The 25,957-nt window shown below is 45.0% G+C and carries 19 protein-coding genes and 1 other annotated feature (1 of these 20 only partly in view); of the genes, 3 read left to right on the top strand and 16 right to left on the bottom strand.

Translation table 11 applies throughout. From position 1 onward, the window contains the following. Positions 1-258 precede the first annotated feature (258 nt). The 3 genes from NXZ84_RS03595 to NXZ84_RS03585 all read left to right on the top strand — a co-directional run bounded on the left by NXZ84_RS03595 (position 259) and on the right by NXZ84_RS03585 (position 3,628). A complete protein-coding gene (locus tag NXZ84_RS03595; RefSeq protein WP_258838910.1) occupies positions 259-1,983 on the top strand; it encodes an Rqc2 family fibronectin-binding protein in 1,725 nt (574 codons plus the stop codon). A 198-nt stretch (positions 1,984-2,181) separates the two neighbouring features. Further along, positions 2,182-2,964 (top strand): YheC/YheD family protein, encoded by a 783-nt coding sequence (locus NXZ84_RS03590; RefSeq protein ID WP_258838909.1) that lies wholly within the window; start codon positions 2,182-2,184, stop codon positions 2,962-2,964. Between the two features lie 55 nt (positions 2,965-3,019). Further along, positions 3,020-3,628 carry a Maf family protein gene (locus NXZ84_RS03585; RefSeq protein ID WP_258838908.1) on the top strand — a complete coding sequence of 203 codons (609 nt, stop codon included), beginning with the start codon at positions 3,020-3,022 and terminating at the stop codon, positions 3,626-3,628. Between the two features lie 33 nt (positions 3,629-3,661). On the opposite strand, the gene NXZ84_RS03580 is transcribed toward NXZ84_RS03585, so the two are convergent. The 16 genes from NXZ84_RS03580 to ileS form a co-directional block, all read right to left on the bottom strand. Continuing rightward, positions 3,662-4,669 (bottom strand): DUF4003 family protein, encoded by a 1,008-nt coding sequence (locus tag NXZ84_RS03580; protein ID WP_258838907.1) that lies wholly within the window; start codon positions 4,667-4,669, stop codon positions 3,662-3,664. Between the two features lie 201 nt (positions 4,670-4,870). Continuing rightward, positions 4,871-5,452 (bottom strand): orotate phosphoribosyltransferase, encoded by a 582-nt coding sequence (gene pyrE, locus NXZ84_RS03575; RefSeq protein ID WP_258838906.1) that lies wholly within the window; start codon positions 5,450-5,452, stop codon positions 4,871-4,873. Further along, the gene (gene pyrF / locus NXZ84_RS03570; RefSeq protein WP_258838905.1) at positions 5,449-6,195 is read right to left on the bottom strand and encodes an orotidine-5'-phosphate decarboxylase; all 747 of its coding nucleotides are present in this window, start codon (positions 6,193-6,195) and stop codon (positions 5,449-5,451) included. The genes pyrE and pyrF overlap by 4 nt, the downstream gene beginning before the upstream one ends. Before the next feature lie 36 nt (positions 6,196-6,231). Continuing rightward, complete coding sequence (carB, locus tag NXZ84_RS03565; protein ID WP_258838904.1) at positions 6,232-9,468, bottom strand: carbamoyl-phosphate synthase large subunit; 3,237 nt, start codon at positions 9,466-9,468, stop codon at positions 6,232-6,234. After that, positions 9,455-10,555 (bottom strand): carbamoyl phosphate synthase small subunit, encoded by a 1,101-nt coding sequence (locus NXZ84_RS03560; RefSeq protein ID WP_258838903.1) that lies wholly within the window; start codon positions 10,553-10,555, stop codon positions 9,455-9,457. Before NXZ84_RS03560 ends, carB begins: the two co-directional genes overlap by 14 nt. Next, positions 10,552-11,859, bottom strand: a complete 1,308-nt coding sequence (locus NXZ84_RS03555) for a dihydroorotase (RefSeq protein WP_258838902.1) — start codon at positions 11,857-11,859, stop codon at positions 10,552-10,554. The genes NXZ84_RS03560 and NXZ84_RS03555 overlap by 4 nt, the downstream gene beginning before the upstream one ends. A gap of 50 nt (positions 11,860-11,909) precedes the next feature. Beyond that, positions 11,910-12,794, bottom strand: coding sequence for an aspartate carbamoyltransferase catalytic subunit (locus tag NXZ84_RS03550; protein WP_258838901.1), 885 nt, complete (start codon positions 12,792-12,794; stop codon positions 11,910-11,912). Positions 12,795-13,048: 254 nt separating this feature from the next. Continuing rightward, positions 13,049-13,585: a bifunctional pyr operon transcriptional regulator/uracil phosphoribosyltransferase PyrR gene (pyrR, locus tag NXZ84_RS03545; protein WP_258838900.1), complete on the bottom strand. Its 537-nt coding sequence runs from the start codon at positions 13,583-13,585 to the stop codon at positions 13,049-13,051. A 207-nt stretch (positions 13,586-13,792) separates the two neighbouring features. After that, positions 13,793-14,530, bottom strand: coding sequence for a sulfotransferase family protein (locus tag NXZ84_RS03540; RefSeq protein ID WP_258838899.1), 738 nt, complete (start codon positions 14,528-14,530; stop codon positions 13,793-13,795). Between the two features lie 179 nt (positions 14,531-14,709). After that, a complete protein-coding gene (locus tag NXZ84_RS03535) occupies positions 14,710-15,636 on the bottom strand; it encodes an RluA family pseudouridine synthase (RefSeq protein WP_258838898.1) in 927 nt (308 codons plus the stop codon). Next, entirely contained in the window at positions 15,633-16,124 is a 492-nt protein-coding gene (gene lspA / locus NXZ84_RS03530; protein ID WP_258838897.1) for a signal peptidase II, read from the bottom strand. Before lspA ends, NXZ84_RS03535 begins: the two co-directional genes overlap by 4 nt. A gap of 272 nt (positions 16,125-16,396) precedes the next feature. Then, positions 16,397-17,065 (bottom strand): TraR/DksA C4-type zinc finger protein, encoded by a 669-nt coding sequence (locus tag NXZ84_RS03525; protein WP_258838896.1) that lies wholly within the window; start codon positions 17,063-17,065, stop codon positions 16,397-16,399. Positions 17,066-17,086: 21 nt separating this feature from the next. Further along, positions 17,087-17,407 carry a DUF5665 domain-containing protein gene (locus tag NXZ84_RS03520; protein ID WP_258838895.1) on the bottom strand — a complete coding sequence of 107 codons (321 nt, stop codon included), beginning with the start codon at positions 17,405-17,407 and terminating at the stop codon, positions 17,087-17,089. Between the two features lie 152 nt (positions 17,408-17,559). Further along, on the bottom strand, positions 17,560-18,018 hold the full coding sequence (locus NXZ84_RS03515) for a hypothetical protein (protein WP_258838894.1): 459 nt from the start codon (positions 18,016-18,018) through the stop codon (positions 17,560-17,562). A gap of 333 nt (positions 18,019-18,351) precedes the next feature. Further along, positions 18,352-22,737: a S8 family serine peptidase gene (locus NXZ84_RS03510; protein WP_258838893.1), complete on the bottom strand. Its 4,386-nt coding sequence runs from the start codon at positions 22,735-22,737 to the stop codon at positions 18,352-18,354. 260 nt (positions 22,738-22,997) lie between these two features. Continuing rightward, a complete protein-coding gene (gene ileS / locus NXZ84_RS03505) occupies positions 22,998-25,730 on the bottom strand; it encodes an isoleucine--tRNA ligase (protein WP_258840323.1) in 2,733 nt (910 codons plus the stop codon). A 67-nt stretch (positions 25,731-25,797) separates the two neighbouring features. After that, positions 25,798-25,957 (bottom strand) — a binding site (T-box leader); it runs 79 nt beyond the window's last position.

Below are 25,957 nucleotides of genomic sequence, written 5' to 3'. Positions count from 1 at the left end.
ATTAAATAAATAAACATAAGAGATGAAATAATGGAATATTTCTAGTTGAACCTATTCGCCTTATGTAATAAAAAGTCCTTCTTCAACGACACAAAATATTATTGGTAATATCTTGTGTATCCGTTGTTTAGAGAAATAAATACTATTTTCCACACTTAATGAACTCTTAATATTTCTCTATAAAACCGCATATACCTCCTTTTCGTGTATACTAGAGCATAACAAAAGAAACACGTTTTGAAAGGAGGATGACTCCTCATGGCATTTGATGGTATTGTCACCCGAGCAGTTGTACATGAGTTACAGTCGCTACAGCGAGCACGAATTACTAAAATATATCAGCCGACAGAGTATGAACTTCTCCTTCACCTCCGGACGCAGGGGGAAAACAAGCGGCTACTTCTTTCTGCCCATCCAGCTTACCCACGAGTTCACTTTAGCCAGAATCCAATGGCACAACCTAAAGTACCACCGATGTTTTGTATGTTGCTACGTAAATATTGTGAAGGTGGTTTTATCGAAAACATCTCACAAGTGGGGCTAGAACGGATTATTCACATCAATATCCGAGCCCGCAATGAGTTGGGGGATGAAGGGTATCGACGTATAATCATAGAATTGATGGGACGACACAGTAATATTATCCTCGTCGACCCAGAATCAGGGAAAATATTGGATGGAATCCAACATGTAACACCTTCTATCAGCCAATATAGACAAGTACTACCTGGAGCCATCTATCTGCCTCCTCCCGAACAAAAGAAAGAAAATCCTTTACTTTTAGACCAACCATCTTTTTTAAAGAGACTCGATTTTAATAGTGGACGCATGGATCAACAGTTAGTTATGCAATTTAGCGGCCTTGGACCGATGATCGCAAAAGAAATCATTTTTCGCGCTGGATTAGGTCGTCCCACAGAACTATGGGATGCATTCAACCAAGTGTTTTCAGATGTGCGTGCCCATCGCTATACCCCAAACGTGACCACAAACGAAAAAGGGAAACAAGTATTTTCGGCTTTACAACTTATGCACCAATCACAACAACGGCGTACGGCTTATGATTCAATAAGTACCTGCTTGGAGGCTTATTATTATGGCAAAGCAGAGCGTGATCGTACCCGGCAGCAAAGTTTAGATCTTATTCGCAAACTGAAAAACGAACGCGATAAAAATGAAAAGAAGATACGAAAACTACAAAGAGAAGTACAAGCAGCTGCTGAGGCGGGTCAATTCCGTATGCATGGAGAGCTGATCACTGCCTACATGCACGATATAAAGCGCGGTGACAGCAGTTATTCTGCTATCAACTTTTATGATGAAACCACACCAACTGTGACGATCGCTCTCGATCCAGAACTTTCTCCAGCTGAAAATGCTCAAAGATATTTTAAAAAATATAATAAAGCAAAAGCAGTACGCAAATGGAATGAGGAACAAATTGATAAAGCTATCGCAGATAATCACTATTTAGAAACCGTACTCGTTCAATTAGAAAATGCCTCCATCACAGATATTGATGAAATTCGAGAAGAATTACATGAAAGTGGTTTCTTAAAAACGCAGAAGAAGTCAAAGAAGAAACAGGTGAAGCCAGAGCCGCTCACCTTCTATAGTAAAGATGGTACTTTAATCCTCGTGGGTAAAAATAATAAGCAAAATGATCGCCTAACCCACCAAATCGCAGCCGCTACGGACACCTGGCTTCATACCAAGGATATTCCGGGCTCACACGTTGTTATTCGCACTCAAGCGGTGAGCGAAGATGCTCTCTACACTGCTGCCATGCTCGCTGCCTATTATAGCAAGGCGCGAAATTCCAGTCAGGTCCCCGTTGATTACACTTTGATTAAACATGTTCGCAAACCAAGCGGTGCCCGGCCAGGTTATGTCACCTATGAAGAGCAAAAAACACTTTATGTCACACCAAGTGAAGAAACCATCTATCAATGGTTAAAAGATGCGCACCAAAAGAAAGTTTAATTCTACTTATAAGCCCTCTACTCATCCTGATGGGATGAGTAGAGGGCTCAACTGTGTGATGCGCCCTTTTCGCGATTGAAATCCACTTCTGACTCTCCTCGAATACAGAACAAAATGAAAGCCTTCTACATAAAATATAATCGACTATGTTAATCTCATAGGTCAGACTATTTTTAGCAGATTGGAGACTTGTCTATTATGAGAGAGATTGGTTATAAGTGGAGAATATACAATGAATTAAAAGAACACAAGCAGATAGCAAAATCCCTACCCGAGACGTGCTTATGGAAAACAGCGAGAATGTGGAGTATGCTAAACAAACATAAAGCGATCATTTTAAAACCTTCTGGAGGGACAGGTGGGTATGCAGTCGTTCGTGTCACCCTCTTGCCAGCAAATAAAATAGAGATTTGTTATTCGGGAAAACGCTTTTTATCAGTGAAGAAAAATCGAGTTGAGAAATATTTACGAAAGTTGGTGCGGTGGGGAGGATCACGTTATCTCATTCAACAATATATCCCGTTAGCTCAGATCAAAGGCTGTCCTCTCGATTTTCGTGTGATGATCCAAAGAAAGAAAATCTCTACTCCTTGGGTGGTAACTGGTTACCACGGGCGAAAAGCAGGTAACACTCGGATGGTCGTTACCAATGTGGCTCGCGGGAAAGCAAAAGTATTGCCAGTAAAAGAAGCACTCACTCGTTCTAATATCCAAGCTCCGCCTGACGAACTGATCGAAAAAATGGAGAAATTAGGGCTACTGATCGCAAATCATACGGGTACTTCGCCCTATTGCCGCGAGATTGGCTTGGACTTTGGCATTGATCGCCATGGCAAGGTATGGATCATTGAATCCAATCCACAACCTGATGTACAACCTGTCATCGGAGGCTTTTTAATGTTAAAATCAAGAAAGATGTTTAGGAAAATGATTCAGTATCGTGGTAGTCGTTATCCTAAGAAATTCAAAATAGTTGCTTAAGAATAAACTCCCCATCAGTTAAATATACTACTTCCTCGAAACTAGGTGATGAATAGTGAATAAAGAACTGGTCTTAGCTTCAGGCTCTCCACGTCGGAAGGAGCTCCTCACTCAATTGGGGCTTTCCTTTCGGGTACATACCAGCCACGTGGACGAAACAATCGATCATTCCCACACCTCTCCAGACATCATCGCAAAAAGTTTAGCTTCACGAAAGGTGGAAGCTGTTGCCGCCGAATATTCCGATGCCATCGTGATTGGAGCTGATACTATCGTTGTCATCGATGGAGATATATTAGGTAAGCCGCGCGATGCGAAAGATGCTACTACCATGCTCAACCGCTTGCAAGGCCGCTCTCACCAAGTATATACCGGCATTGCTATTCGAGAAGTTGAAGCACACAAAACCGTACGTTCGATCGACGATATCCGCATGACAAACGTCCATATGCGAATGCTTACCCCTGAAACGATCGCCTCATATATTCTGACAGGTCATCCTATGGACAAAGCGGGTTCTTATGGAATTCAGGGCCTAGGCTCTGTGTTAGTCGATCGGATTGAAGGTTGCTACTATAACGTCGTCGGTCTTTCGCTTCCCCTACTGGATGACATGTTCACACGCTTAAACTATCCGCTCATCCAAACTTTCGGAAGTAAATAAAAAAGAAGGGTAGCGTCTACCCTTCTTTTTTATTTAATTACCCGTCGAAGCTGAAACAGCCGTTGCCCCTACCACGGCACCTATCATCGCCATCTGCTGTGCCTGCATAATCCCTTCCACCGCTGTAAGAAGACCTGTGTTTGCTATGTTGTTATCGTAACTATAACTGCTCACATACAGATGAATCGCCATCTTTAGATTGAGATCCCTCTGCCATTTCAACAGTTTTTCGCCATCCAACTGTTTCTTGATCTCCACGATAACAGGGATGTCTTGCTCCCCGATTTCTAACAGGGCAAGAAGTCCGATCTCTGGATAATGCATCCGCTTGATCTTCATCGTAGACCCCTTTATTCGTTGATAAAGATGATAAGTACACTCAACCTTCTCCTCTACCTTCAATCCATCCTCTAAGGTAACGATCTGACTAAGTAGCTGTAGCTCATTCCCTTTCTTAAAGCCCCAACCAGCTAATTTCTTATATGCATAGTTAATCTTATCCACTAGCTCTTCGATTCTATCCTCGTGTTGCGATAATAATACGGTTAAAGGGTAATCGTCCTCCCCAGTTAGAAAAAAGTGCTCTTTTTTCATCAATCGATACATCGTTAGCGCTCTTTCCACCTTCTTCTTTGTTTCAGAGTCAGGTTGCTCATCTCCTACGAGTATAGACGCTGCAATATATGTATAAGAAGAACGCCGAAACCCTTCCGCTACCAACATATCATAACATGTGTCTAGGCGAACAAATGCATCCATTGGATCAGCAAAACGTGAATCTAATAAGGCAGCCATCGCATAGCGCACATGCGAATTTAAATACATCGACCACCTCGCTTTTTTTGTTATAAACTTATAAATACTTACAAACCTATTCAGATTAAAATCCTTTTGATTTGTTACATAAGTAGAAGCAGCAAGCATTAAGGTTTTTTTATCAGTAAATTTAAACTCTTTCTTCATAATTAAAAAAATTTCAATAAAAAGGTTTTGTAATCGCTGTTGCTCAGGTGTAATCATTCCTTTATCACTCTTTCCCATTCTATTTATTCTCTTCATTTACATACAATACTCATCTCCATCTTATACATCATTATATATTACCTTTATTAAAAAATACAACTTTTAACTACATAGGTAATTATACTATACAAATTTAGCGATGCGAACTAACTTAACTCTACAAAGAGCCAGCTTCCGTCAAAGAAGCTGGCTTTCTCATTCCCCTATCTATGATCGTAATTACTTCATCCGTTCACGACTCCCAGGCTTTATCGCGGGAGTCCCCTCTGCACACATTGGACACTCTTTTGGGTCATAACTAGCAATCGGTAGCTCCAACAAAGAGTGAAAAGGCTGTGCAAATGGAGAAGGACCACCACTGCGATTCACAAGTGCTCCTACAGCCACCACTGTTCCCCCTGCACTCTCGAGCAACTGAATGACTTCCTTAACCGAGCCACCCGTGGTGACTACATCTTCGATAACAACGATGCGAGATCCAGACTGAATCGTAAAGCCACGCCGCAATTGCATCTGCCCTTCTTTACGTTCCGTAAAGAAACAAGGAAGCTGGAGCGCGCGCGCCACTTCATGAGCAATAATGATTCCACCCATCGCAGGCCCAACGACCAAGTCAATCGATTCCTCTTGAATAAGCTTAGCTAAAGCTATTCCTGCCGCCTCTGCTTCCTCAGGAAAACATAACAACTGAGCGCATTGTAAATATTGTGTCCCGTGTCTCCCTGACGATAATTGAAAATGCCCCTCTTTTAATACCTGTCTCCGCTCCAATGCATCCGTTAGTGTCCAATCGCGCATCATGGTCGCTCTCCCCTTTCGTTTTCATGTGATAATCGCTCTAAAATGGAATCATACGCTTGTTTTGGATCGAGCGAATGCGTAATGGAACGTCCAACAACCAACAGATCTGCTCCACGCTGGACTGCTTCCTCGGGGGTTAACACCCGTTTTTGATCCCCTTTTTCATCATGGGCAAGACGAATGCCAGGAGTTACCGTCAGTAAAGCTGGAAATTCCTTCTTTACCATCTCAACTTCATGAGCAGAACATACGATACCAGTCATACCTGATTTAACTGCCACTTGTGCTAGCTGCATAACTGATGCTGCTACCGTCCCTCTAATTCCCATTTCTTCGTTTAACATCTTTTGATCCGTACTTGTCAACTGAGTAACCGCCAATAACTGTAGAGAATGATTTGTTTGTTCTATTGCTTGTCGGGCTGCTCTCATCATCTCACTTCCCCCACTTGCATGTATGGTAAGAAAATCAACACCAAGTTGGGCAACAGACGCCACCGCGCCTGCTACCGTATGTGGGATATCATGTAGTTTCAGATCAAGAAAGATTGTGTAGCCCTCACGCTTTAATTTACGCACCCAGTCAGGACCAGCATGATAAAAAAGCTGCATTCCTACTTTTACAACTGGCTTCGCCTCAGTCTCAACTTCCCATAGGGAGAGAAATTGTTCCGCTTCGATCACGTTTGGGAAATCTAAAGCGATCATAATGCGTTCACGCGCTAATATAGACACTATCTTCATCGCCTCCCCTTCTTTTACCATCCTGGTGCTCGTTTTTTACAGGCGAATATACTCCGTTCGCTCCACCAGCTGTGGTAGCTCCCGATGTGGTGGCTGGATTGGTTCAGCAGATAGATGGATCGACTCCAATGTTTGTAATAATGCATCGACGGTATCAAGAGAGGTAAGACAGGCAATACCATGTTCAACTGCTTCGCGACGAATACGGAAGCCATCGCGTGCTGGCGTTTTTCCTCGTGTCCAAGTATTAACGACCAGGTCTGCTTCCCCCTGTCGAATGAGGTCAAGAATGTGAGGAGAGCCATCTTTTAATTTATTTACTCTACGTACAGGTAAGCCCGCTTCCATCAACATGTCGGCTGTCCCTTCGGTTGCTACCAGTTGGTATCCCAACGCATGGAAGCGCTCCAGTAAAGCAATCGCCTCTTCTTTCTCTTTATCTGCGATTGTAGCAACTACTGTCCCAAATCGTGGAAGTGAGATTCCTGCCGCAAGTAACCCTTTATAAAGTGCCCGTGCAACATCGCGATCTCGCCCGATCACTTCCCCAGTCGATTTCATTTCTGGACCGAGGGTAATATCAACCCGACGCAATTTAGCAAAGGAGAAAACAGGTACTTTGACAGACACAGCCGTATCTTCAGGCCACAAACCATCGGAATACCCTTGGTCTTCCAATGTCTGCCCCAACATCACACGGGTTGCTACTTGTGCCATCGGAATTCCTGTAACTTTACTTAAAAAGGGGACGGTGCGTGAAGCACGGGGGTTTACTTCCAACACATAAATTTCCTCTCCGTGAAGCACGTATTGGATATTTAGTAAGCCCCGAATGTTTAGGGCTTTCGCAATCTGCGAAGTTACTTCCACCAATCGTTCCTTTTGTGCTTCAGTAATGGACTGGGTTGGATAAACCGCAATTGAATCCCCTGAGTGCACTCCAGCCCGCTCTATATGTTCCATCATTCCAGGAATCAACACTGTCTCCCCATCTGAGACCGCATCTACTTCTAATTCCTTCCCTTGCAAATAACGGTCGATAAGAACTGGATGGGCAGGGTTTATTTTTACCGCTTTTTCCATATAGGTGCGCAGTTCATTCGAGCTATATACAATTTCCATCGCCCGTCCTCCCAGAACATAAGAAGGCCGTACGAGGATAGGAAATCCAAGATCCACTGCACGCTCTATCGCTTCTTCTTCCGAAGTAACCGTCACCCCTGGCGGTTGGGGAATATCCAACTCTCTCATCAGTGCTTCAAACTGCTTTCGATCCTCTGCACGGTCGATTGCTTCTAGATCGGTGCCTAGAATCGGGATGCCTTCCTGTTCTAATTCACGTGCTAGGTGAAGCGCCGTCTGACCACCAAACTGGACAATGACACCTACCGGCTTCTCTTTTTCAATCACATGAAGTACATCCTCGCGATGAAGTGGTTCAAAATAGAGTCGATCCGAAATATTAAAATCTGTTGATACTGTTTCCGGATTACTATTTATAATCACTGCATCAAGACCTTGTGCGCGAATAGCAAGAATCGCATGTACCGTTGCATAATCAAACTCCACCCCTTGTCCGATACGGATCGGACCTGAGCCGAGTACCAGTACTGCCGGCTTATCGGACAGCGTTACTTCATCCTCCTGTTCGTAGGTGGAGTAGTAATAGGGAGTTTGTGCTTCAAACTCTGCTGCACACGTATCTACTATCTTGTAGACGGGCTTAATACCAAACTGCTCACGTAACTGTCGAACCTCCCGCTCACTTTGACTAATAAGGCGAGCAATCGTGCTATCAGTTAACCCCATCCGCTTTGCCCGCCACAAGCGATCACGATCACTAATTCCTTCCTCCATAATTTCACGCTCTAAGCAAACAATCCGCTCAATTTTTTGTAGGAAGAAAGAGTTAATCTGTGTTAGGGCATGAATCAATTCCACTGACCATCCACGGCGTATCGCTTCTGCTAACAGAAAGATTCGCTCATCATCTGCTTGCTGGAGACGACGTTGCAACTCTTCATTCGCTAATTGATCCGCACCTGCCAACCATAAATCCTCCGCATCCAATTCTAACGAACGAATTGCCTTCAGCAGAGATTCCTCCATCGTACGACCGATTGCCATCACTTCCCCAGTCGCTTTCATCTGCGTTCCCAATTTCCGGTTGGCTGAGGCAAACTTATCGAAGGGCCAACGTGGAATTTTACTTACCACATAGTCGAGAGTGGGTTCAAAACAAGCGTATGTCTTCTCCGTCACTGGGTTTTTCAATTCATCCAATGTGTATCCCAGCGCAATTTTAGCAGCGATACGAGCAATTGGATATCCTGTTGCCTTGGAAGCCAATGCACTAGAACGGCTCACACGCGGATTCACTTCAATGATGTAATGCTGTTTGCTATGAGGATCGAGCGCTAGTTGTACATTACAACCACCACGAATATCGAGAGCTTCAATAATTCGCAAGGAGGAAGTACGCAATCCCTGCGCTTCCCGATCACTCAATGTTTGTACAGGCGCAAACACAATACTGTCACCCGTATGAACACCCACCGGATCAAAATTTTCCATATTGCATACCACAATATTGTTTCCCTTAGCGTCACGCATCACTTCATACTCGATCTCTTTAAAGCCGGCAATGCTCTGCTCAATTAAGCACTGACCAATTGGGCTTTGTCGCAATCCATTCTCAACGATCTCACGCAGTTCTTGCTCATCTTGCGCAATCCCGCCACCAGTTCCACCTAACGTATATGCCGGACGCACAATGACTGGGTACCCTACTTCATAGGCAAACGTTATTGACTCCTCCACTGCTTCTACAATTACACTTTCAGGGACAGGCTCCCCCAGCTCCTTCATCAATTGGCGAAACTGATCACGATCTTCCGCACACGTTATAGCTCGCAAATCCGTTCCAAGTAAACGCACGTTTTCCCGTTCCAGCACTCCACGGCGTGCCAATTCCACTGCCAAATTAAGTCCCGTCTGCCCTCCCAAACTAGGGAGCAATCCATCGGGCCTCTCCTTACGAATCACCTGCGTCAAAAATTCAGGGGTGAGCGGCTCCATGTATACCTTATCTGCCATCTCCGTATCAGTCATAATAGTAGCGGGGTTGCTATTAACCAATACTACTTCTACCCCTTCTTCGCGCAATGCCTGGCAAGCCTGTGTACCTGCATAATCAAACTCTGCCGCTTGTCCAATCACAATCGGACCTGACCCGATCACCATAATTTTTTTCAAACTCTCATCTCTCGGCATATTGTAACCCCTCCTGCTCCCGTTGGAATTCCATCATTTCAATAAACTGATCAAACAAATAGGCAGAATCATGTGGACCTGGTGCTGCCTCTGGATGATATTGCACCGAGAAGACAGGTAGCGTCTGATGTCGCAGCCCTTCCACGCTCCCATCATTGAGAGCCAAGTGGGTGATAACTAGCGGCGTGGTCTCTATCGAATCAGCACAAACTGCGTACCCATGGTTTTGCGATGTAATCACTGTTCTTTTCGTCGCCAGATCGGTAACAGGATGATTACAACCTCGGTGACCAAATTGCATTTTTTCCGTATCTCCCCCAAAAGCGAGTGCTAACAACTGATGACCGAGACAAACTCCAAATGTGGGGTAGCGCTGGGAAACTTCTTTTACCACTTCAATCGCGTACGGAACATCTTTAGGGTCCCCTGGTCCATTGGAGAGAAATATCCCGTCTGGTCCTAGTCGCTCAATCTCATCCACTGTTGTATCATGGGGGACTACGATCACCTCACAACCACGTTTCACCAACTCACGCTTTAAACCCGCTTTCGCACCATAATCGATCATCACAACCCGTTTCCCATAATGTGGAATGGTATATAGATTTTTTGTGCTGACGCGTGCAACCTGATCGCGTAAAAGAGGAGTTTGTTGTAGTTGTTGATGCATCTGCTCGATCTGCTCATCTGCTGTCGTAATTCGCCCTTTCATCGTTCCATGTCGCCGTAGTTTCCGTGTCAACATGCGTGTATCAATCCCTGAAATCCCCATAATGCCATGTTGCTGTAACCACGCCCCCAAAGGGAGTTCGTTCTGCCAATGATGAGGGGAGTCTGCATGCTCTCGTACGATAAACGCATGCACATGTGGGATCATCGCCTCCATATCATGCCGGTTGATACCATAATTCCCAATCAAGGGATAGGTCATTGCTACTAACTGACCGCAATAAGAGGGATCAGTCAATACCTCCTGGTATCCCGTCATCCCTGTATTAAACACCACTTCTCCTACCGTCGTTCCTTCCGCACCAAACGATTCTCCTGTAAATAAAGTCCCGTCTTCTAAGAGCAAATATGCTTTCATGCTTGTTCGCCTCCTCGATTCCAACCTTCTTCCTGCCATACAACCTTGCCATCCACCATCGTCATCACGGGCCATCCCTTTACCTTCCATCCTGTAAATGGAGTGTTTCTTCCTTTAGACAAAAACTGCTCGGGATCGATTTCGCGCTCTTCTTCTAAGTCGATTACCGTTAAATCTGCGATCGCACCAACACGACACTGACCATCACCTAGTGAAAATAACTCTGCTGGCTTCCGCGTCATACAGTCGATCAGCTGCAGCAAAGAAAGCTCCCCGCGCTCCACCAAATGGGTGTACAAAAGAGGAAATGCCGTTTCCAAACCCACGATTCCAAAAGGGGCTAATGACATCGACTGTGCTTTCTCTTCCACTGTATGTGGAGCATGATCAGTCACGATCACATCGATCGTGCCATCTTTTAACCCCTCTAGCACGGCCGCACGATCTTCTGGGGCACGTAACGGTGGGTTCATCTTATACTGAGCAGATGGTTCTGGAATATCTTCGTCACTTAAGAGTAAATGATGTGGAGTCACTTCTGCGGTCACTTTTTGTCCCCTTGCTTTCGCTTCCCGCACTAATCGTACCGATTCTTTCGCACTGATATGGCACACATGATAATGAACCCCAGTATCTTCTGCTAATAAAATATCCCTGCCTACGTGCACCGACTCAGCTGTGTTTGGAATTCCTTTCAATCCATATTTTGCTGAAAACGTACCCTCATGAACACATCCACCATGCGCCAATGTATTATCCTCACAGTGTGCTACTACAGGTAAGCCCAATCGACTTGCCATTCTCATCGCTTCTTTCATCATGTGGCTACTTTGTACCCCCACCCCATCATCAGAGAAAGCAATCGCACCTGCCTCCTGCAAAGCCTCCATATTGGTCAACTCACGTCCAAGCTCATTTTTGCTAATAGCAGCTAGAGGATATACACGAACTGCTCCCTTTTTCTCAGTCTGCTGTAAAATTGCCTCAATCACCTCAGGACAATCCGTCACAGGCCTCGTATTTGGCATACAGGCAACTGCTGTAAATCCACCACGTGCGGCCGACATCGTTCCGCTTTCGATCGTCTCTTTCGCCTCAAATCCTGGTTCACGCAGATGAACGTGTAAGTCGATAAGACCGTGGGAAATAAGGCGGCCCTCTACATCAATCACGGTTACTCCGTCTGAGGCTAATTCCGAACCAATCTCCATTATGATTTGGTTTTCAATTCGAACATCAGCTCTTACTATCTCTTCTTTCTCCCAATCAATGATGCGACCGTTTTTCAAAATTATTGATTCCATTCTTATCTCTCTCCTCTACTTCGTTTCTCTTCCCATAGATCGGGATTCGCTTAAGATAGCGCTCGCTCCATAACGGCCATTCGCATCCACAGCCCGTTTTGTACCTGTGCTAAGATTTTTGTCCGCTCGTGCTCTACCCAATAATCTGCTATTTCCACGCCACGATTAACGGGTCCTGGATGCATAATAATGGAATGTGATTGAAGACGTTCTCCTCGTTCTAACGTCAATCCATACCGTTGATGATAAGTTTCCACCGACAATGGCAAAGCTTGCTGATGACGCTCCAGCTGAACGCGCAACATCATCATTACATCTGCTGTCTCAACCGCTTCATCAATGGAAACATACGACGCTTCCTTTTCTAACGCTGGCGCGCGCATCGCTTCTGGACCGCTCAACAGCACGGTCGCTCCCATCTTTTTTAGAAGGGAAAGGTTAGAATGGACCACACGACTATGCGCCACATCTCCCACCATCGCCACCTTTAATCCCTTCACTTCACCAAAGTGTTGTTTGATGGTGAGTAAGTCTAGCAAAGCTTGTGTCGGGTGCGAGCTTGTTCCCTCTCCTCCACTAATTAGAGTAGGACCTACGCCCTGTTCACGCATAGTACGAAGTACACCCTCTTCTTTCATTCGTATCACAGCTACTTCTACTCCGAGTGCAGCCAAGGTTTGCAAAGTATCGTATAATGTTTCTCCTTTAGTCGTACTAGAATGCCCTTGATTCAAATTTAAAATATGAAGACCCAGGCGCTGTTGAGCGGCCATAAAGGAAAAGTGTGTTCTTGTACTCGGTTCAAAAAACAGATTAGCCACTGTTCGCCCTGCAAACTCCCTCCCCTGTCCTACTTTCCGCCAGCGCTCAGCTGCTTCTAACAGCCCCTCAACCTCACCTTTTGTCAGTTGCTTAATCTCAGTGATGTCACCCATCTGATCGCCCTCCTTCCATATCTTGCGTAAAAAAGCTCCTTCTCATAAAAAGAAGGAGCTTTTTTACTCATATGCGAGGTGTTCACTTCCTCCTCAAAGAGAAAGTTAAACCTGGCACTGCTCCTTCACAGCCTCACGGGACTGTACTTAAAGGTGCTTCTCTATTTACTTGCGACAAAGCATCTACCAGAAGAGGTAAGAGGTTCCATCTCCCTTGATGCCTCTCTCGGACCTCTTTAAGGGATTAACCTTACTCACTTATACAGGACAACACCATCTTGGTCATCTACCTCTGTCAACATCACTTTTACAATTTCTTTTCCCGAAGTAGGTACATTTTTACCTACATAGTCAGCACGAATCGGCAACTCACGGTGACCACGGTCAATCAACACTGCCAATTGAATCATTTGTGGTCGTCCTTGATCAACCAGGGCATCCATTCCTGCACGCACCGTCCGCCCTGTGTATAACACATCATCTACTAATACCACTGTTTTCCCTTCCACTTGAAAAGGGATATGGCTTCCACGTACATGGGGTTGCTCTTCTTTCTCAGAAAGATCATCACGATAAAGCGTGATATCTAACTCTCCTACCGAAATTTTTTTCCCTTCGATTTGATGGATTCTTTCTGCCAACCTATTTGCTAAGTAGATGCCACGAGTACGGATACCAATCAGCACACAGTGATCAATCCCCTTATTACGTTCAATGATTTCATGAGCAATCCGCGTTAATCCCCGTCGTAATGCCGCTTCATCTAAAATCACCTTCTGTTCAGCCACCATCATGTTCCTCCTTAATAAAAAAACTTCTTACCCCCTTATCGGGTGGCAAGAAGTGGAAATATCACAATAATACACCATTAGGCTGCAATCATACACCTAACGATTATGTCCGGCTCCTTGCCAGCCTCACGGGACTGGATTAAAGGACATATTCAATTGCTTTAAGTATGCAGGATAATAAAAAAGAAGTCAAGGAAATGATCAAACTTATTCTGGCTCACTCAGACTGTAGCCAAACTGTTGAAATTCATCCTCATATTCTTCGATGAGGGGCTTACGCACTTCAAGTGAAAGCTGATTCCATTTTGCAAAGTACTTATCGTTATTATGCTGATCAATCTCACGAACATTAATATGAACATCAGCATCCACCATCCGATATACCGACTCTAGATGAGCCTGTGACCGCAACACGAACTCTTCATACCGAAAGAGAAGAAAGTTGGATAAATAGCGTAAGTCCTCCCGCATCTGTTTGTGACAGACCAACCAGTGTGAAAATAGTTCCTTCAATTGCAATGGTCTCATCCCAAAATTAGAGAAAGAGACCGCGATCGGATGGCGTTGAATGACTAAGAAATAGGATTGCGGAAACATAGCTTGTAAAAAGCGCATGCGAATAATATTAGGTGGTGACTTTTCTAGCAAGATGGGCTTCGTTATATCCCAATAACGACTCCACTCTGCAAATAGCTTCTGCCGATTTTCCTCCGTGACCAGCTCTGACTCTTCGGTAAGATAAGCTTCTTTGTTAAAACCAAAATACCCAGGACCTCCATATGCCCGTGCTGGTTTATATACACTCTGTAAAAACTGCCCTTCATCTGCCGGCACTTTGGCATCAGTAAAACCACTAATATCAGGGTGGTCCCGCAAACATTTCGCCAGAATGGTCGTACCGCTCCGATGAAGACCCGCTACAAAAATGAATTTTCTCGACTCCATCTACGCCTCCCCTTTCATACCTTCGCAACGCACTCTTATTCATCCTATAGCGAAATGAGGAGATTATGATTAAGATTCAAACTCGTTCCAGCTTACGTTAACACACCAATCCATCTTCATCTTCTGAATTCTTACACCTAACAAAAATCACCCGCTTGTACGGGTGATTTCATCTTCTCCTATTCCGTTGCTAACTGCTGATATAAAGCCTTCATATCTGACGGTAGCTCCGCCTCCAGACGAACCGTTTCGCCTGTACGAGGATGAGTAAACCCAAGCACTTGAGCGTGAAGCGCTTGCCCTTCCATAATAGGATAGCGATTTTTTTTAGGACCATACACTGGATCCGCCAGTAAGGAGTGACCGATATGCTTCATATGAACGCGAATTTGATGCGTACGACCTGTTTCCAGTTTGCACTCAATCCACGTTGTTTCCGCAAAGCGCTTCAACACGCGAAAATGTGTTACTGCTGGACGACTATTTTCATGAATAACGGTCATCCGCTGTCGATTGCGAGGATCTCGTCCGATTGGAGCATCAATCGTTCCTGTCTCATGAGGAATAATGCCACGTACAGCTGCAACATAACGTCGTTCTACCTCACGCGCCTGTAATTGCGCAACCAATGACTGATGCGCGCTATCATTTTTAGCAATCATCAAAAGACCGGAGGTATCTTTATCGATGCGGTGAACAATCCCAGGACGCAAAACCCCACCAATCCCTGATAAATCTTTACAATGATAAAGAAGAGCATGTACCAATGTTCCTGTTTGGTTGCCTGCACCTGGGTGAACCACCATACCCCGTGGTTTATTCACTACAATGACATCTTCATCCTCATAGCGGATATCGAGTGAAATATTTTCGGGCTCCACTTGCATCTCCCCAGGATCGGGTATCGTAATCGATACTTCATTGCCCGCCTTTATCTTATAATTGCTCTTTACCGTTTTGCCGTCGACCAAGACATTCCCTTCACGAATCCATGATTGTACCATCACACGCGACCAGGATTCATCTTGTTGCGCTACAAATTTATCAAGGCGATCTCCTTGATCTTCAGGCTGAACGATCATACTATTATTTTCTAATTCACTCATTGTTTCTCTCCTGCTTCTGCAAGCTTCTCATTTGCGTCTGATGATGAAAAAAAGAGCGTATCAATCAAGAGCAACCCTACGCCAATCACAATTGCAGAATCTGCTATATTAAAGATAGGAAAGTCGACCAATTTGAAATGGAGGAAGTCGACTACTTCACCCAAGCGTACGCGATCAATAAAATTACCCACTGCCCCTCCGAGAACCAGTGCGAATGCCCATAAAACCAACTTATTCCCTTCTCTATATCTCCATAGATAACCTATTAAAAAGATTACTACAACAGCTGTCACTACAAGGAACAGCCACCGTTGATCTTGCAATATCCCAAACGCTGCACCCCGATTACGTGATGATGTAAAGTGGAAAACATCTTCCCATACTTTTATGGACTCATATAAACTCATCTCAGTTAGTACAATCCACTTGCTCCATTGATCACATACGATAACGATCACGGCAAGAATATAATAACGAAGTGCTTTCAATCAATGGCTCCTCCTTCTCATCTGTTTCGCTCCACAAGATCTTCTCATCGATTGTAGCACAGGAAGGTATTTGCAACAACTTGCAGCCACTGTCCACTTACACTATCCACATGTGATTGGGTAAACCCTGGATGGGAGCCATAGTGAAAAAACCCCCTCCTCCACTATATCAGCTGGATCAGACGGGGCACATCACCTATGATGAGTTCGCATCGGTTGATACGAGAGGAGCTCGCCCATGTGAACACGTCGCGACTGTTCTAGCTTACGCTTTACTCTTCAGGGTGTAGATGAGCTTTATACTCTTCTTCCGCCCTCCGATAGGCAGCATTATGGGTGATCTCCGAAATTTCCTCCGTGTTCCCATGCAAATCAGTAACAGTAAAGCCTTCAAAGTCGTCTACATATCCATGGGGTTCATCTTCCTCGGTCGAAAAAGCTGGCGGATTAGAGGTTCCATACCGCTCCACTTCCTGCCACGCATCTTCAGCATCAAACCCTGTCTCTTCCGATCCATCCTGACCATGCTCACCGAACGAAGGATGGATCACTTTTTCCTCCACCGGACGACGCATAGAAGAGTGAGAATCCGGTTCGTGATCTATACAGTAAGCAGCTGTCGGTTTTGCTTCTAACCGTTCATATCTAATAGGATCACCGCAAGCCAAGCACTGCCCATAGGTTCCCTGAGCTAAACGGAAGAGCGCATCATTTACTTCTTGCAATTCTTCTTCTGCTTCCTCATTTAGCGCAATATCTTTCCCTCGTTCATATAGTTCCGTTCCAATATCAGCTGGATGATTGTCGTACCCGGACAGTTCTCCAAGTGAATCATTCATTCCTTGTTCCAGGCCAAAATGATTATTGCTACACAGTCGCTCCTCTAGGCGCTTCTTTTCATGATTTAAGTAATCCCTGATATTCTTCATTTGTTGATCCATCTAATGGCCTCCACTCATTTGTCATTGATACCTTCCATCTAGCTCTAACCTTGCTTGTACAATCTTTACAATATCCGCAATAAAATCACCAATGATAGGAATATTGAGTGCTCCCAACGCTTGCAAGATATAAAATAAGAGCGCAGATAATATTGTCACCCCTATGGTTATTCCCATCCCTCTGGCAATTCCCGTGAAAAAATTTACAAAGATTAAACGGCGAGGACGCCGTAACATCTCCAAGTATTCCGCAATGTACCCAACCTCTATTCGTTTAGCTAACTCATTCACTTGTTCATTAAGCTTTTGTAATAATTGGCGCTCACTTTCCTCAGCATCCACCCGGGCCCTCTCCCTTCGCTCTTTTTAGTAGCGTGCCCGATAAGAGTGACTTTTAGATCATATGATCGCAAATTTTGTAAAAGGAGGCAAACCCAAACGGAGTCTAACTTTATATGTAGTGTAGCCCAGCATCATCTGCTGGACTCATTTGCTTACCGATACGCCCATCTATTCCCACTGTGATAACCATGATTAAAGTTAATATTAAAGCGTTGCACTTGTCCCGTAGGGCTAACGTTAAACATTACAAAACGTGTCGGTTGTTCCCCATTTATTTCAAATGTCCTTATCCGCATAGTTGTCCCTATCTGGACACCTTCACTTCTACGAGCTTCGGCTATTAATGTGGAAACTTGATTTGTACAGCTAGGGGAGAAACGAACCAATATCTGGCCTGTGCTTAGTTGGCGCACTAAATCAATTGTTATCCCAATGGTCATTACTCTAACTGGAAGTTGGTTAAACAGGCCTGCGGGTAATTGAGCCACCACATTTGCAGGACATACCCAAACGCCACTTTTTCTCACAAAGTAAGACTGTGGAACTGGTTGCAACGTCGTATAATCCCCCGTTAAGGCAGCACGTATAGGTTGATCTAACCCTGAACTCATCTTCTTACCTCCCTCATCTCTTTCTTCTATCTCATCAAAATTGCTAAACTGTAACTGTTTTCTATCACGCTTTCACGCTTTTTTATTATATGATTCCATTCGTAAAACTGATTGTACAAATGACTGATAGAACTGTTTACACATACAGCCCGTCACTAAAACTTCGAGTAAGAGTCAGCCGTCTAACGATTACTAAGTACCGATCGGAAAACGATGATTTCGGTGAATCCTTTGATTTTAAAAGCTTCCCGCCAATAAAGTCGCCTGTACTGTTCCTTATCTGGAGCCGCAACACAAAACCCCCACCGCAGCGGTGGGGGTGATAACACTCATTTATTTTTGCTCGGTATTAATGTACAGCTTTCCATCTGCTAATGCTTCTGTCTCGTTCCCGAAAGCATCTTCAGCACTTACTTCAACTCGTGCACCGGCGGCAATCAGATTGGAGGTTGCCGTCCAATAGCCGACATAATGCCCTGGAGAAGTCTCCATGATCGGGAATGAAGTTGGAAGGTCAGGCATCATCATCACGCCCGGAGCCCGCTTCGTAAGCATAGGATTAATGAGCGGTGCTTGAATGACAAAGTCTGCCTTTAAGCCTGGCTCGCTCTCAAATTGAACGATAAGTGTTTGCCCAGCGGACAGGTGTTTATCCTCTGCGGGTTGCAGATTCTCAATGACCGGTTCGCTAAATTTAGCATACACTTTGATGCGCTTTTGTTTCTTGTTGCCTGCTTTATCCCTTGCTACGACCTTGATGGTATTTTCGCCTTCATCAAGCAGGATCCGCTTGGAAAAGCTCCCATCCTCCTGTACCGTTACTTTCTTATTGTTAATTTTGAGCCATTGCAACCCTTCATTATCGCTTGCGTTCCCGCGAACAGTAACGACTTCCTTATTCGTCTTCTCACCATCACTTGGTGCCTCAATCGTTAAGGCAGGTCGTTTCTTATCCACAATAATGGTTACTTCTGGCGACGGTTCGGTCATGCCTGCATCTGTCGAAGACTTCGCGCTTAGCTTATTTTCGCCTGTAGACAGGTCGACTTCTGCAGCAAATGCTCCCGTATCAGTCGCAGTTGTTGTTGCTACTTCCTCACCATGATTGTACAGATGTACTTTTACTCCTGGAGAGGTGTTTCCTTCTACAGTAATCTCGTCATGCTTCGTGTACGATCCATCAGCAGGCGATGTAATTACCGGCGCCGACACTTCATACTGCACTCGCGCCCGAATCATATAGTTGCCATCCTCTTCAGGCGTTTGCTGCCACGCACCACCGATATAACTCCAACTACGGTTTGCCAACTCGCCATCTTCATCCGCAGCAAGTCCCGGTATATCTGGATGAGCTCGGCTCTGCATGTATACCATGTAGAAGTCGCCTTCTACCATGATACCTTCACCACTCAAATCCACCTCAGTCCAATCTTCACCGTTACGAATCGCCGTGGCATCTATCGGTCCAGCCAATTTTTTACCTGGAGCGCCATCTGGACCACTCGCATCATAAACTTCTACTTGGAACTCGTCCCCGCCTGGAGATGGCCAATCTGTTCCCCAGAAGCGGAAGAGTCCACTTTGTACCAGTGCTCGCTCTTCCCCTTCCTCCAGGGACATTTTAACAGCCCAGCCATTACCCGCATCAAACATCGCGTGAGCATTTTCAGCGGTACCATCATCGTAACCGATCTCCCCGGTATAACCGATAAATGGCTTTAATGCCATCTCCACTTCAGTAGTCTCTCCACCACTTACAACAACCTCACGTTCTTTACTGTGGTATCCTGAAGCAGTCACTTTGAGCGTATACGAACCTTCATACGCTTCCATACTAAAGGATCCATCTGTATCCGTCACAACAGGCTCTATCGCCGCATCTTCTACTAGAAATACGGTTGCACCTGCAATCGGTTCTCCTGTTGCTTCATTCGTGATGGTGCCTGTAATGGTTCCTTGTGGTACAGGATCTAAAACGAAGTTGGCTACAGTTGCTTCGTCCTCAGCTATTTGGACTGTCTGTTCTTGCGAGCGGAACCCATATGCTTCCGCCAACAGCGTGTATTCACCTACAGCGTGCATCAAGTTATAGTTTCCATCCGCAGGATTGGTATTAACTGTGCGTCCACTTTCCAACACGCTCACAGTCGCTTCCAAAGGTAATGCACTTGGAGTATTATTCCCTTTCGTTTCACTTTGGTCATTCGATGCGTACCATTGCCGCTCTTCTGGCAACAACGTACTTGGATCCACTTTTCCTTTTTTATCTTTAGTCGTTGCTGACTCTTTTACATTCTCTTTATTAACCGTCGGTGCAGTAAATGGTTCATCGCTGAGACGCACCTCGTCGATGTACCAACCATCCTTAGTCACACTACCATCGGTCTCTACATGAAACCCAATCAGAATCGTTTGTCCAGCATAGGCAGTAAGATCAACCTCAGCATCTTGCCATCCAGACGTTTCACCATTTTTTTCTACTACTTGCTCCCAACTAGATCCATCCGTCGATATGACAACATGTCCATAGTCGAAGAAAGATTCTAAGTTGAACCATTCCCCGTACTGTAAATATGTCTCACCTTCTGCAGGGATAGCTGCGGGCGGCATCACCAGCGTCATGTTAGCACTATCTGCATAATGTCCTGCTAAGTTGGTGGCATACACACTTTCCCCATCAAATGCTTCCCCTGGACCGGAGGTAGGTGTGCCTCGTTGCCATGAGTCATTGGTGCCATACGAGTACCAGCCGGTTGCATCTGATTCAAAATCTTGCTCATACCCAATCGTAACAGGAGCTAAAACTTCCATCTCAAATTCTTCTGTCATTACTTCATTACCGCCAAAGTCGGTGATCTTAAACTTATAGCGACTAAAATCGCCTGTCACCTTCTCACCTGGAACTTGGGCCTGGTATAATCCATCTCGATAGTTACCACTCGTACGTTCTGCCTCATAGGTTTCCCATGATTGACCATCATCTGAATAATGAAGCACTACTTCTTTAATACTTACATTATCTTGTACCGAAGCCCCTAGATATAGTGGCATACCCGCATATCCAGGTTCGGGAGCGCCCACTTGATAGGTAGGTGCTTCCGTATCTTCACCCTCTTTTAATACCTGTCCTTCTACTGATCCTAATCCCGTCATGACCGTTGAAACCGCATCGTAAGCATTGACAAGACCTTCCCCATACCCATTATTCGGAGATTCCGGATAGGTTGAATCTGTCAAAGGAATCGCTGTCTCCATTAATATCTGCTCAATCTCATCTACTGTTAATGAGGAATCCGCCTGTTTAAGCAAGGCGACAACTGCCGATACATGCGGACCTGCCATGGATGTTCCATTCCATCCACCTTCATATCCCCCACCCGGTACCGTCGAGCGGATGTTCACCCCTGGTGCAGAGATATCTGGTTTAATCTCATCGTAGGGGGATGGCCCTAATAATGAGAAATTTGCCAACCGGTTATTGATATCAGTTGCTCCAGTTGCAAATGATTCCGGATAGTTTGATGGAGTTGCCACCGAACCTGGACCACCTGGATTCGAAATACCTGTATTACCAGCTGAAAATTCAGGGAAAATATTTGCTGCACGCCAGTTTTGCACCATTGGGCGATACCACTCATCTAAACCTGGACCACCGCCCCATGAATTATTTACTACATCTGGAGCTTTTTCAGGATGTGGATTTCCTGCAGCATCCGTTGGTGCTAGGATCCACTCCCCTGCCTCCAACAAATCGATATCGGTTCCACCCGATTCAGAGAAAGCTTTTACTGCAATCCACTTAGCTCCTGGAGCAACTCCCACTTGATTAGATCCATTCTCTTCCACACCTACCATGGTACCCATCGTGTGTGTGCCATGCGCTAAATCATCATAAGGTGTAGGCTCTCCTCCTACAGCGTCAAACCAGTTCATATTATGATCCACACTATCACTGTCTGCATCGTATCCACGATATTGATTTTTTAGCCCCGGATGATCCCATTCGACCCCGGTATCAATATTGGCCACCACGGTACCAGCACCATCAATGCCCATTTCCCACACTTGTGGAGCGAGTACCTGATCTATATTCCATTCGATTGACGCCGTATTAGCATCGTTCGTTTTGGATCCGGTCTTTTCCACAACCGATTTTTTCTGCGCCTTCTTTTCCTTCACACGCTTAGTTGGATGTAATTGCCGTACTTCGTTAGGTAACACCTTGTCCACTTCAGCAAATACGGCGATCTGTTCCATCACTTCTTTTGTTCCGGTAATCGCTAACGCATTAACAATATAGAATGATTTGATTTTAGAAACTTTTCCTTCTTTTTTCTGCTTGCCTAACCATTCTTTTAATTCATATTGTGTATCTAGTGAGGTGGAACGCAAAGCGGAGACCACTGCTGAGCGCTGCATCAATTCCGTTTTAGCAGGGCTTGCCTTTTCTTTCTTTGCCATAGCAGTTGCTTGTTTTACCGCTTTTTTTGTATCAGCTTGCTCCTTTAATTTAACAAGAAAAGTGACTTGCTCCTTATCTTCAAACTGGGCCTCTAATCTCTTACTCACTTTTTCTTTCACCTGTTTAGGGGTTTCTTCTTGCAAAGAGGTGCTCTTAGCTCCAGATGACTCCCCTTCTGGTTGTGCCCAAGCTGTTACTGGCCACACCAATGTTAATAGTAACGCTGCTACCATCATCCATGAAAGTAATCGGGTCATCCATTTTTTTCTTGTTTGCAATTGCTCATCCCCTTTTCCCACTCTATTCTCTTATTTCTCTTAAACATTTAAACTCTCGTATCCGGATGCTAGTTCCTGAGGTTGCCTCCATTTTATAACAACAGCAAAAGATTGTCATTAATTTTTTAATATTATAAATTCATTTACCGATTATATACTTTATAGCGCCTATTTAAATCCTGCTTACTCTATAACAAAAGCGACAGACCGTGGCCTGTCGCTTTTGTTTATTTTTTTATTTAAATTGACGTTACGGCACCGACACAGCGATCGCACAATGTAGGATGACGTTCTTCTTTACCAACCGTGGGTGAAATCATCCAGCAGCGTTCACACTTATCTCCTTCTGCCGGCTTTACCTCAACCCGTAATCCTTCCCCACCGTCTGGTTGATGCACCTTGACTGCTGATGTGATAAAAAGCTGGGTTAGCTCTCCCATTTTCTCAAGTAAGGCTGCATTTTCTGTAGATGGATAGAGATGAACCGCGGCACCGAGCGAATTCCCAATTATCTTCTGCGCGCGCGCTTCCTCTAAAGACTTGAGCACCATACCACGAAGTTCAATAAATTCGTCCCAGCGCGTTTCCAATTCGAGATCTTCTTCTGCCTCTAACTGCGGCCACTCCTGTAAGTGTACACTCTCCCCCTCTATACCTTGAATATACTGCCATACCTCGTCCGCTGTATGAGGAATGATAGGTGCGAGCAGTTTAGCCAAAACCACTAACGTCTCGTAAAGAACCGTTTGTGCTGAGCGACGAACATGGTCATCCTGAGGCAGAGTATACAAACGATCTTTCAAAATATCTAAATAGAACTGACTGAGGAAGACGACACAGTATTTATGAACTTGACTATATACCTGATGAAACTCATAGCGATCGTATGCTACCTCTACGTCTTGCACAAGGCGCTGTAATTTCACCAGTGCATAGCGATCAATCTCTTCTAAGCTCTTCGCCTGAATGCGATCCTTGTCTATATCGAAATCTGCCACATTCCCCAGTAGGAAGCGAAATGTGTTGCGGATTTTGCGATATGCTTCCGCAATCTGTTTCAAAATTTTATCAGAAACACGCATATCCGCTTGATAATCAACGGATGATACCCACAAACGCAAAATATCCGCACCATACTGTTGGATTACCTTTTGTGGATCAATCGTGTTCCCCAGTGACTTTGACATTTTCCGTCCTTTATCGTCCAAGGTGAAACCATGACTCACAACCTGCTTATATGGTGCCTTCCCATTTGTAGCCACGGAAGTGGAGAGCGACGAGTTAAACCATCCTCGATATTGATCGGATCCTTCCAAATAGAGATCTGCTGGGAAAGATAAATCTTCTCTACTCTCCAACACCGCTGCATGACTGCTGCCCGAATCGAACCAAACATCCATCGTATCCGTCTCTTTTACAAATTGCGTACCACCACAGGCGCCGCAAGTGGCTCCTGGTGGGAGTAACTGATCCACTTCTTTAGCAAACCAACTGGAGGACCCTTCTTGAGCAAAAAGAGTAGCTATGTGATGGATCGACTCTTCTGTAATGTGTGGCTCACGACATTGATCACAGTAAAAGATCGGTAGTGGTACGCCCCAAATCCGCTGTCGTGAAATACACCAATCCCCACGATCACGAATCATGTTATGAAGACGCACTTCGCCCCAGGCAGGCTTCCACTCCACTTTTTCAATTTCCGTTAGCATTTGTTCACGAAACCCGTCAATGGAAGCAAACCACTGCTCTGTCGCCCGGAAGATAATCGGTTTCTTCGTACGCCAATCATGTGGATATTGATGGGTAATGAAACCGAGGTGTAATAAGGCTCCCTCTTCTTTCAGTTTTTCCGTTACAGCTTTATTCCCCTCTTCATAAAAAAGACCCGCAAACCCTGGTGCCTGTTCAGTAAAAACACCTTTCTCATTAACAGGACACAAGATATCCAACCCGTACTTTTTTCCTAACAAGAAGTCATCCTCACCATGACCGGGAGCCGTATGCACACAACCCGTTCCTGATTCCAAGGTTACATGTTCCCCTAAAAGCACAGGACTTTGACGTTGATAGAAAGGATGTGCACACACCACACCTTCTAATTCTGATCCCTGCCAGCAAGCTACCTCTTTCCATTCCGACACCCCGATGGTCTCCATTACCTCAGTAGCTAACTCCTTAGCGACAATCAGTTTCCGTCCTTCTGCTTCGAGCAAACTGTAAGAAAAATCCGCGTTTACAGCAATGCCTAAGTTAGCTGGAATCGTCCATGGCGTCGTCGTCCATATAACAAACTCACTGTCAGCAGGAACCACGCCATTACCGTTCTGCACAGAAAATGCTACATAAATGGAAGCCGAACGCTTATCCGCATACTCAATCTCCGCTTCTGCTAACGCGGTCTCTGAAGTAGGTGACCAAGATATCGTTTTGAGGCCACGATAGACGTGCCCGCCTTGTACCATTTTTCCAAACAGGCGAATCTGTTCCGCTTCGTACTCCGGCTGCAACGTAACATAGGAATACTCAGGATCGTCGCTGATCCCAATACGGCGGAACTGCATCTTCTGTTTTTCAACAAAGGAAAGAGCATATTCCTTACACATCTGACGGAAAGCTACTGGATCTACTTCCTTACGTTTAACCTTCTTTTTCTTGATCATAGCATTTTCGATCGGCATCCCATGTGTATCCCATCCGATCACAAAAGGCGCACGGAAGCCAGCCATCGACTTGTAGCGAACAATAAAATCTTTTAATGTTTTGTTGAGTGCATGACCAATGTGTAAATCTCCATTAGCATATGGGGGACCATCATGTAAGGTGAAAGTAGGTTTTCCTTCATTCTTCTCCTGTCTTAACTGATACAGATTCATCTCTAACCATTTGGACTGCATTTCAGGTTCTCTTTGCGGTAGGTTTCCTCTCATAGGAAAATCCGTTTGCGGAAGATTTAACGTTTGTTTATAGTCCACTTCGTTCACCCACTCCACATATAGTTGTTATTTGCATCCAATAAAAAATAAAAAACCCTCATCATCCCAAAGGGACGAGAAGGTTCCCGCGTTACCACCCTAATAAACCCCATATACACTTATCACAGGATTCACTCCGTACTCGTAACGTGAGTGACTCGGTCCATCCTAATTACCTACGTTATGGCTTTCAGATGACAGCTCCTGGGTGATCTTCAAAAGAAGTT

The organism is Mechercharimyces sp. CAU 1602, assembly GCF_024753565.1.
Lineage (GTDB): Bacteria > Bacillota > Bacilli > Thermoactinomycetales > JANTPT01 > Mechercharimyces.
Note: the sequence above shows the minus strand (reverse complement) of the source record. Positions and strands in the feature narration are given on the sequence as shown.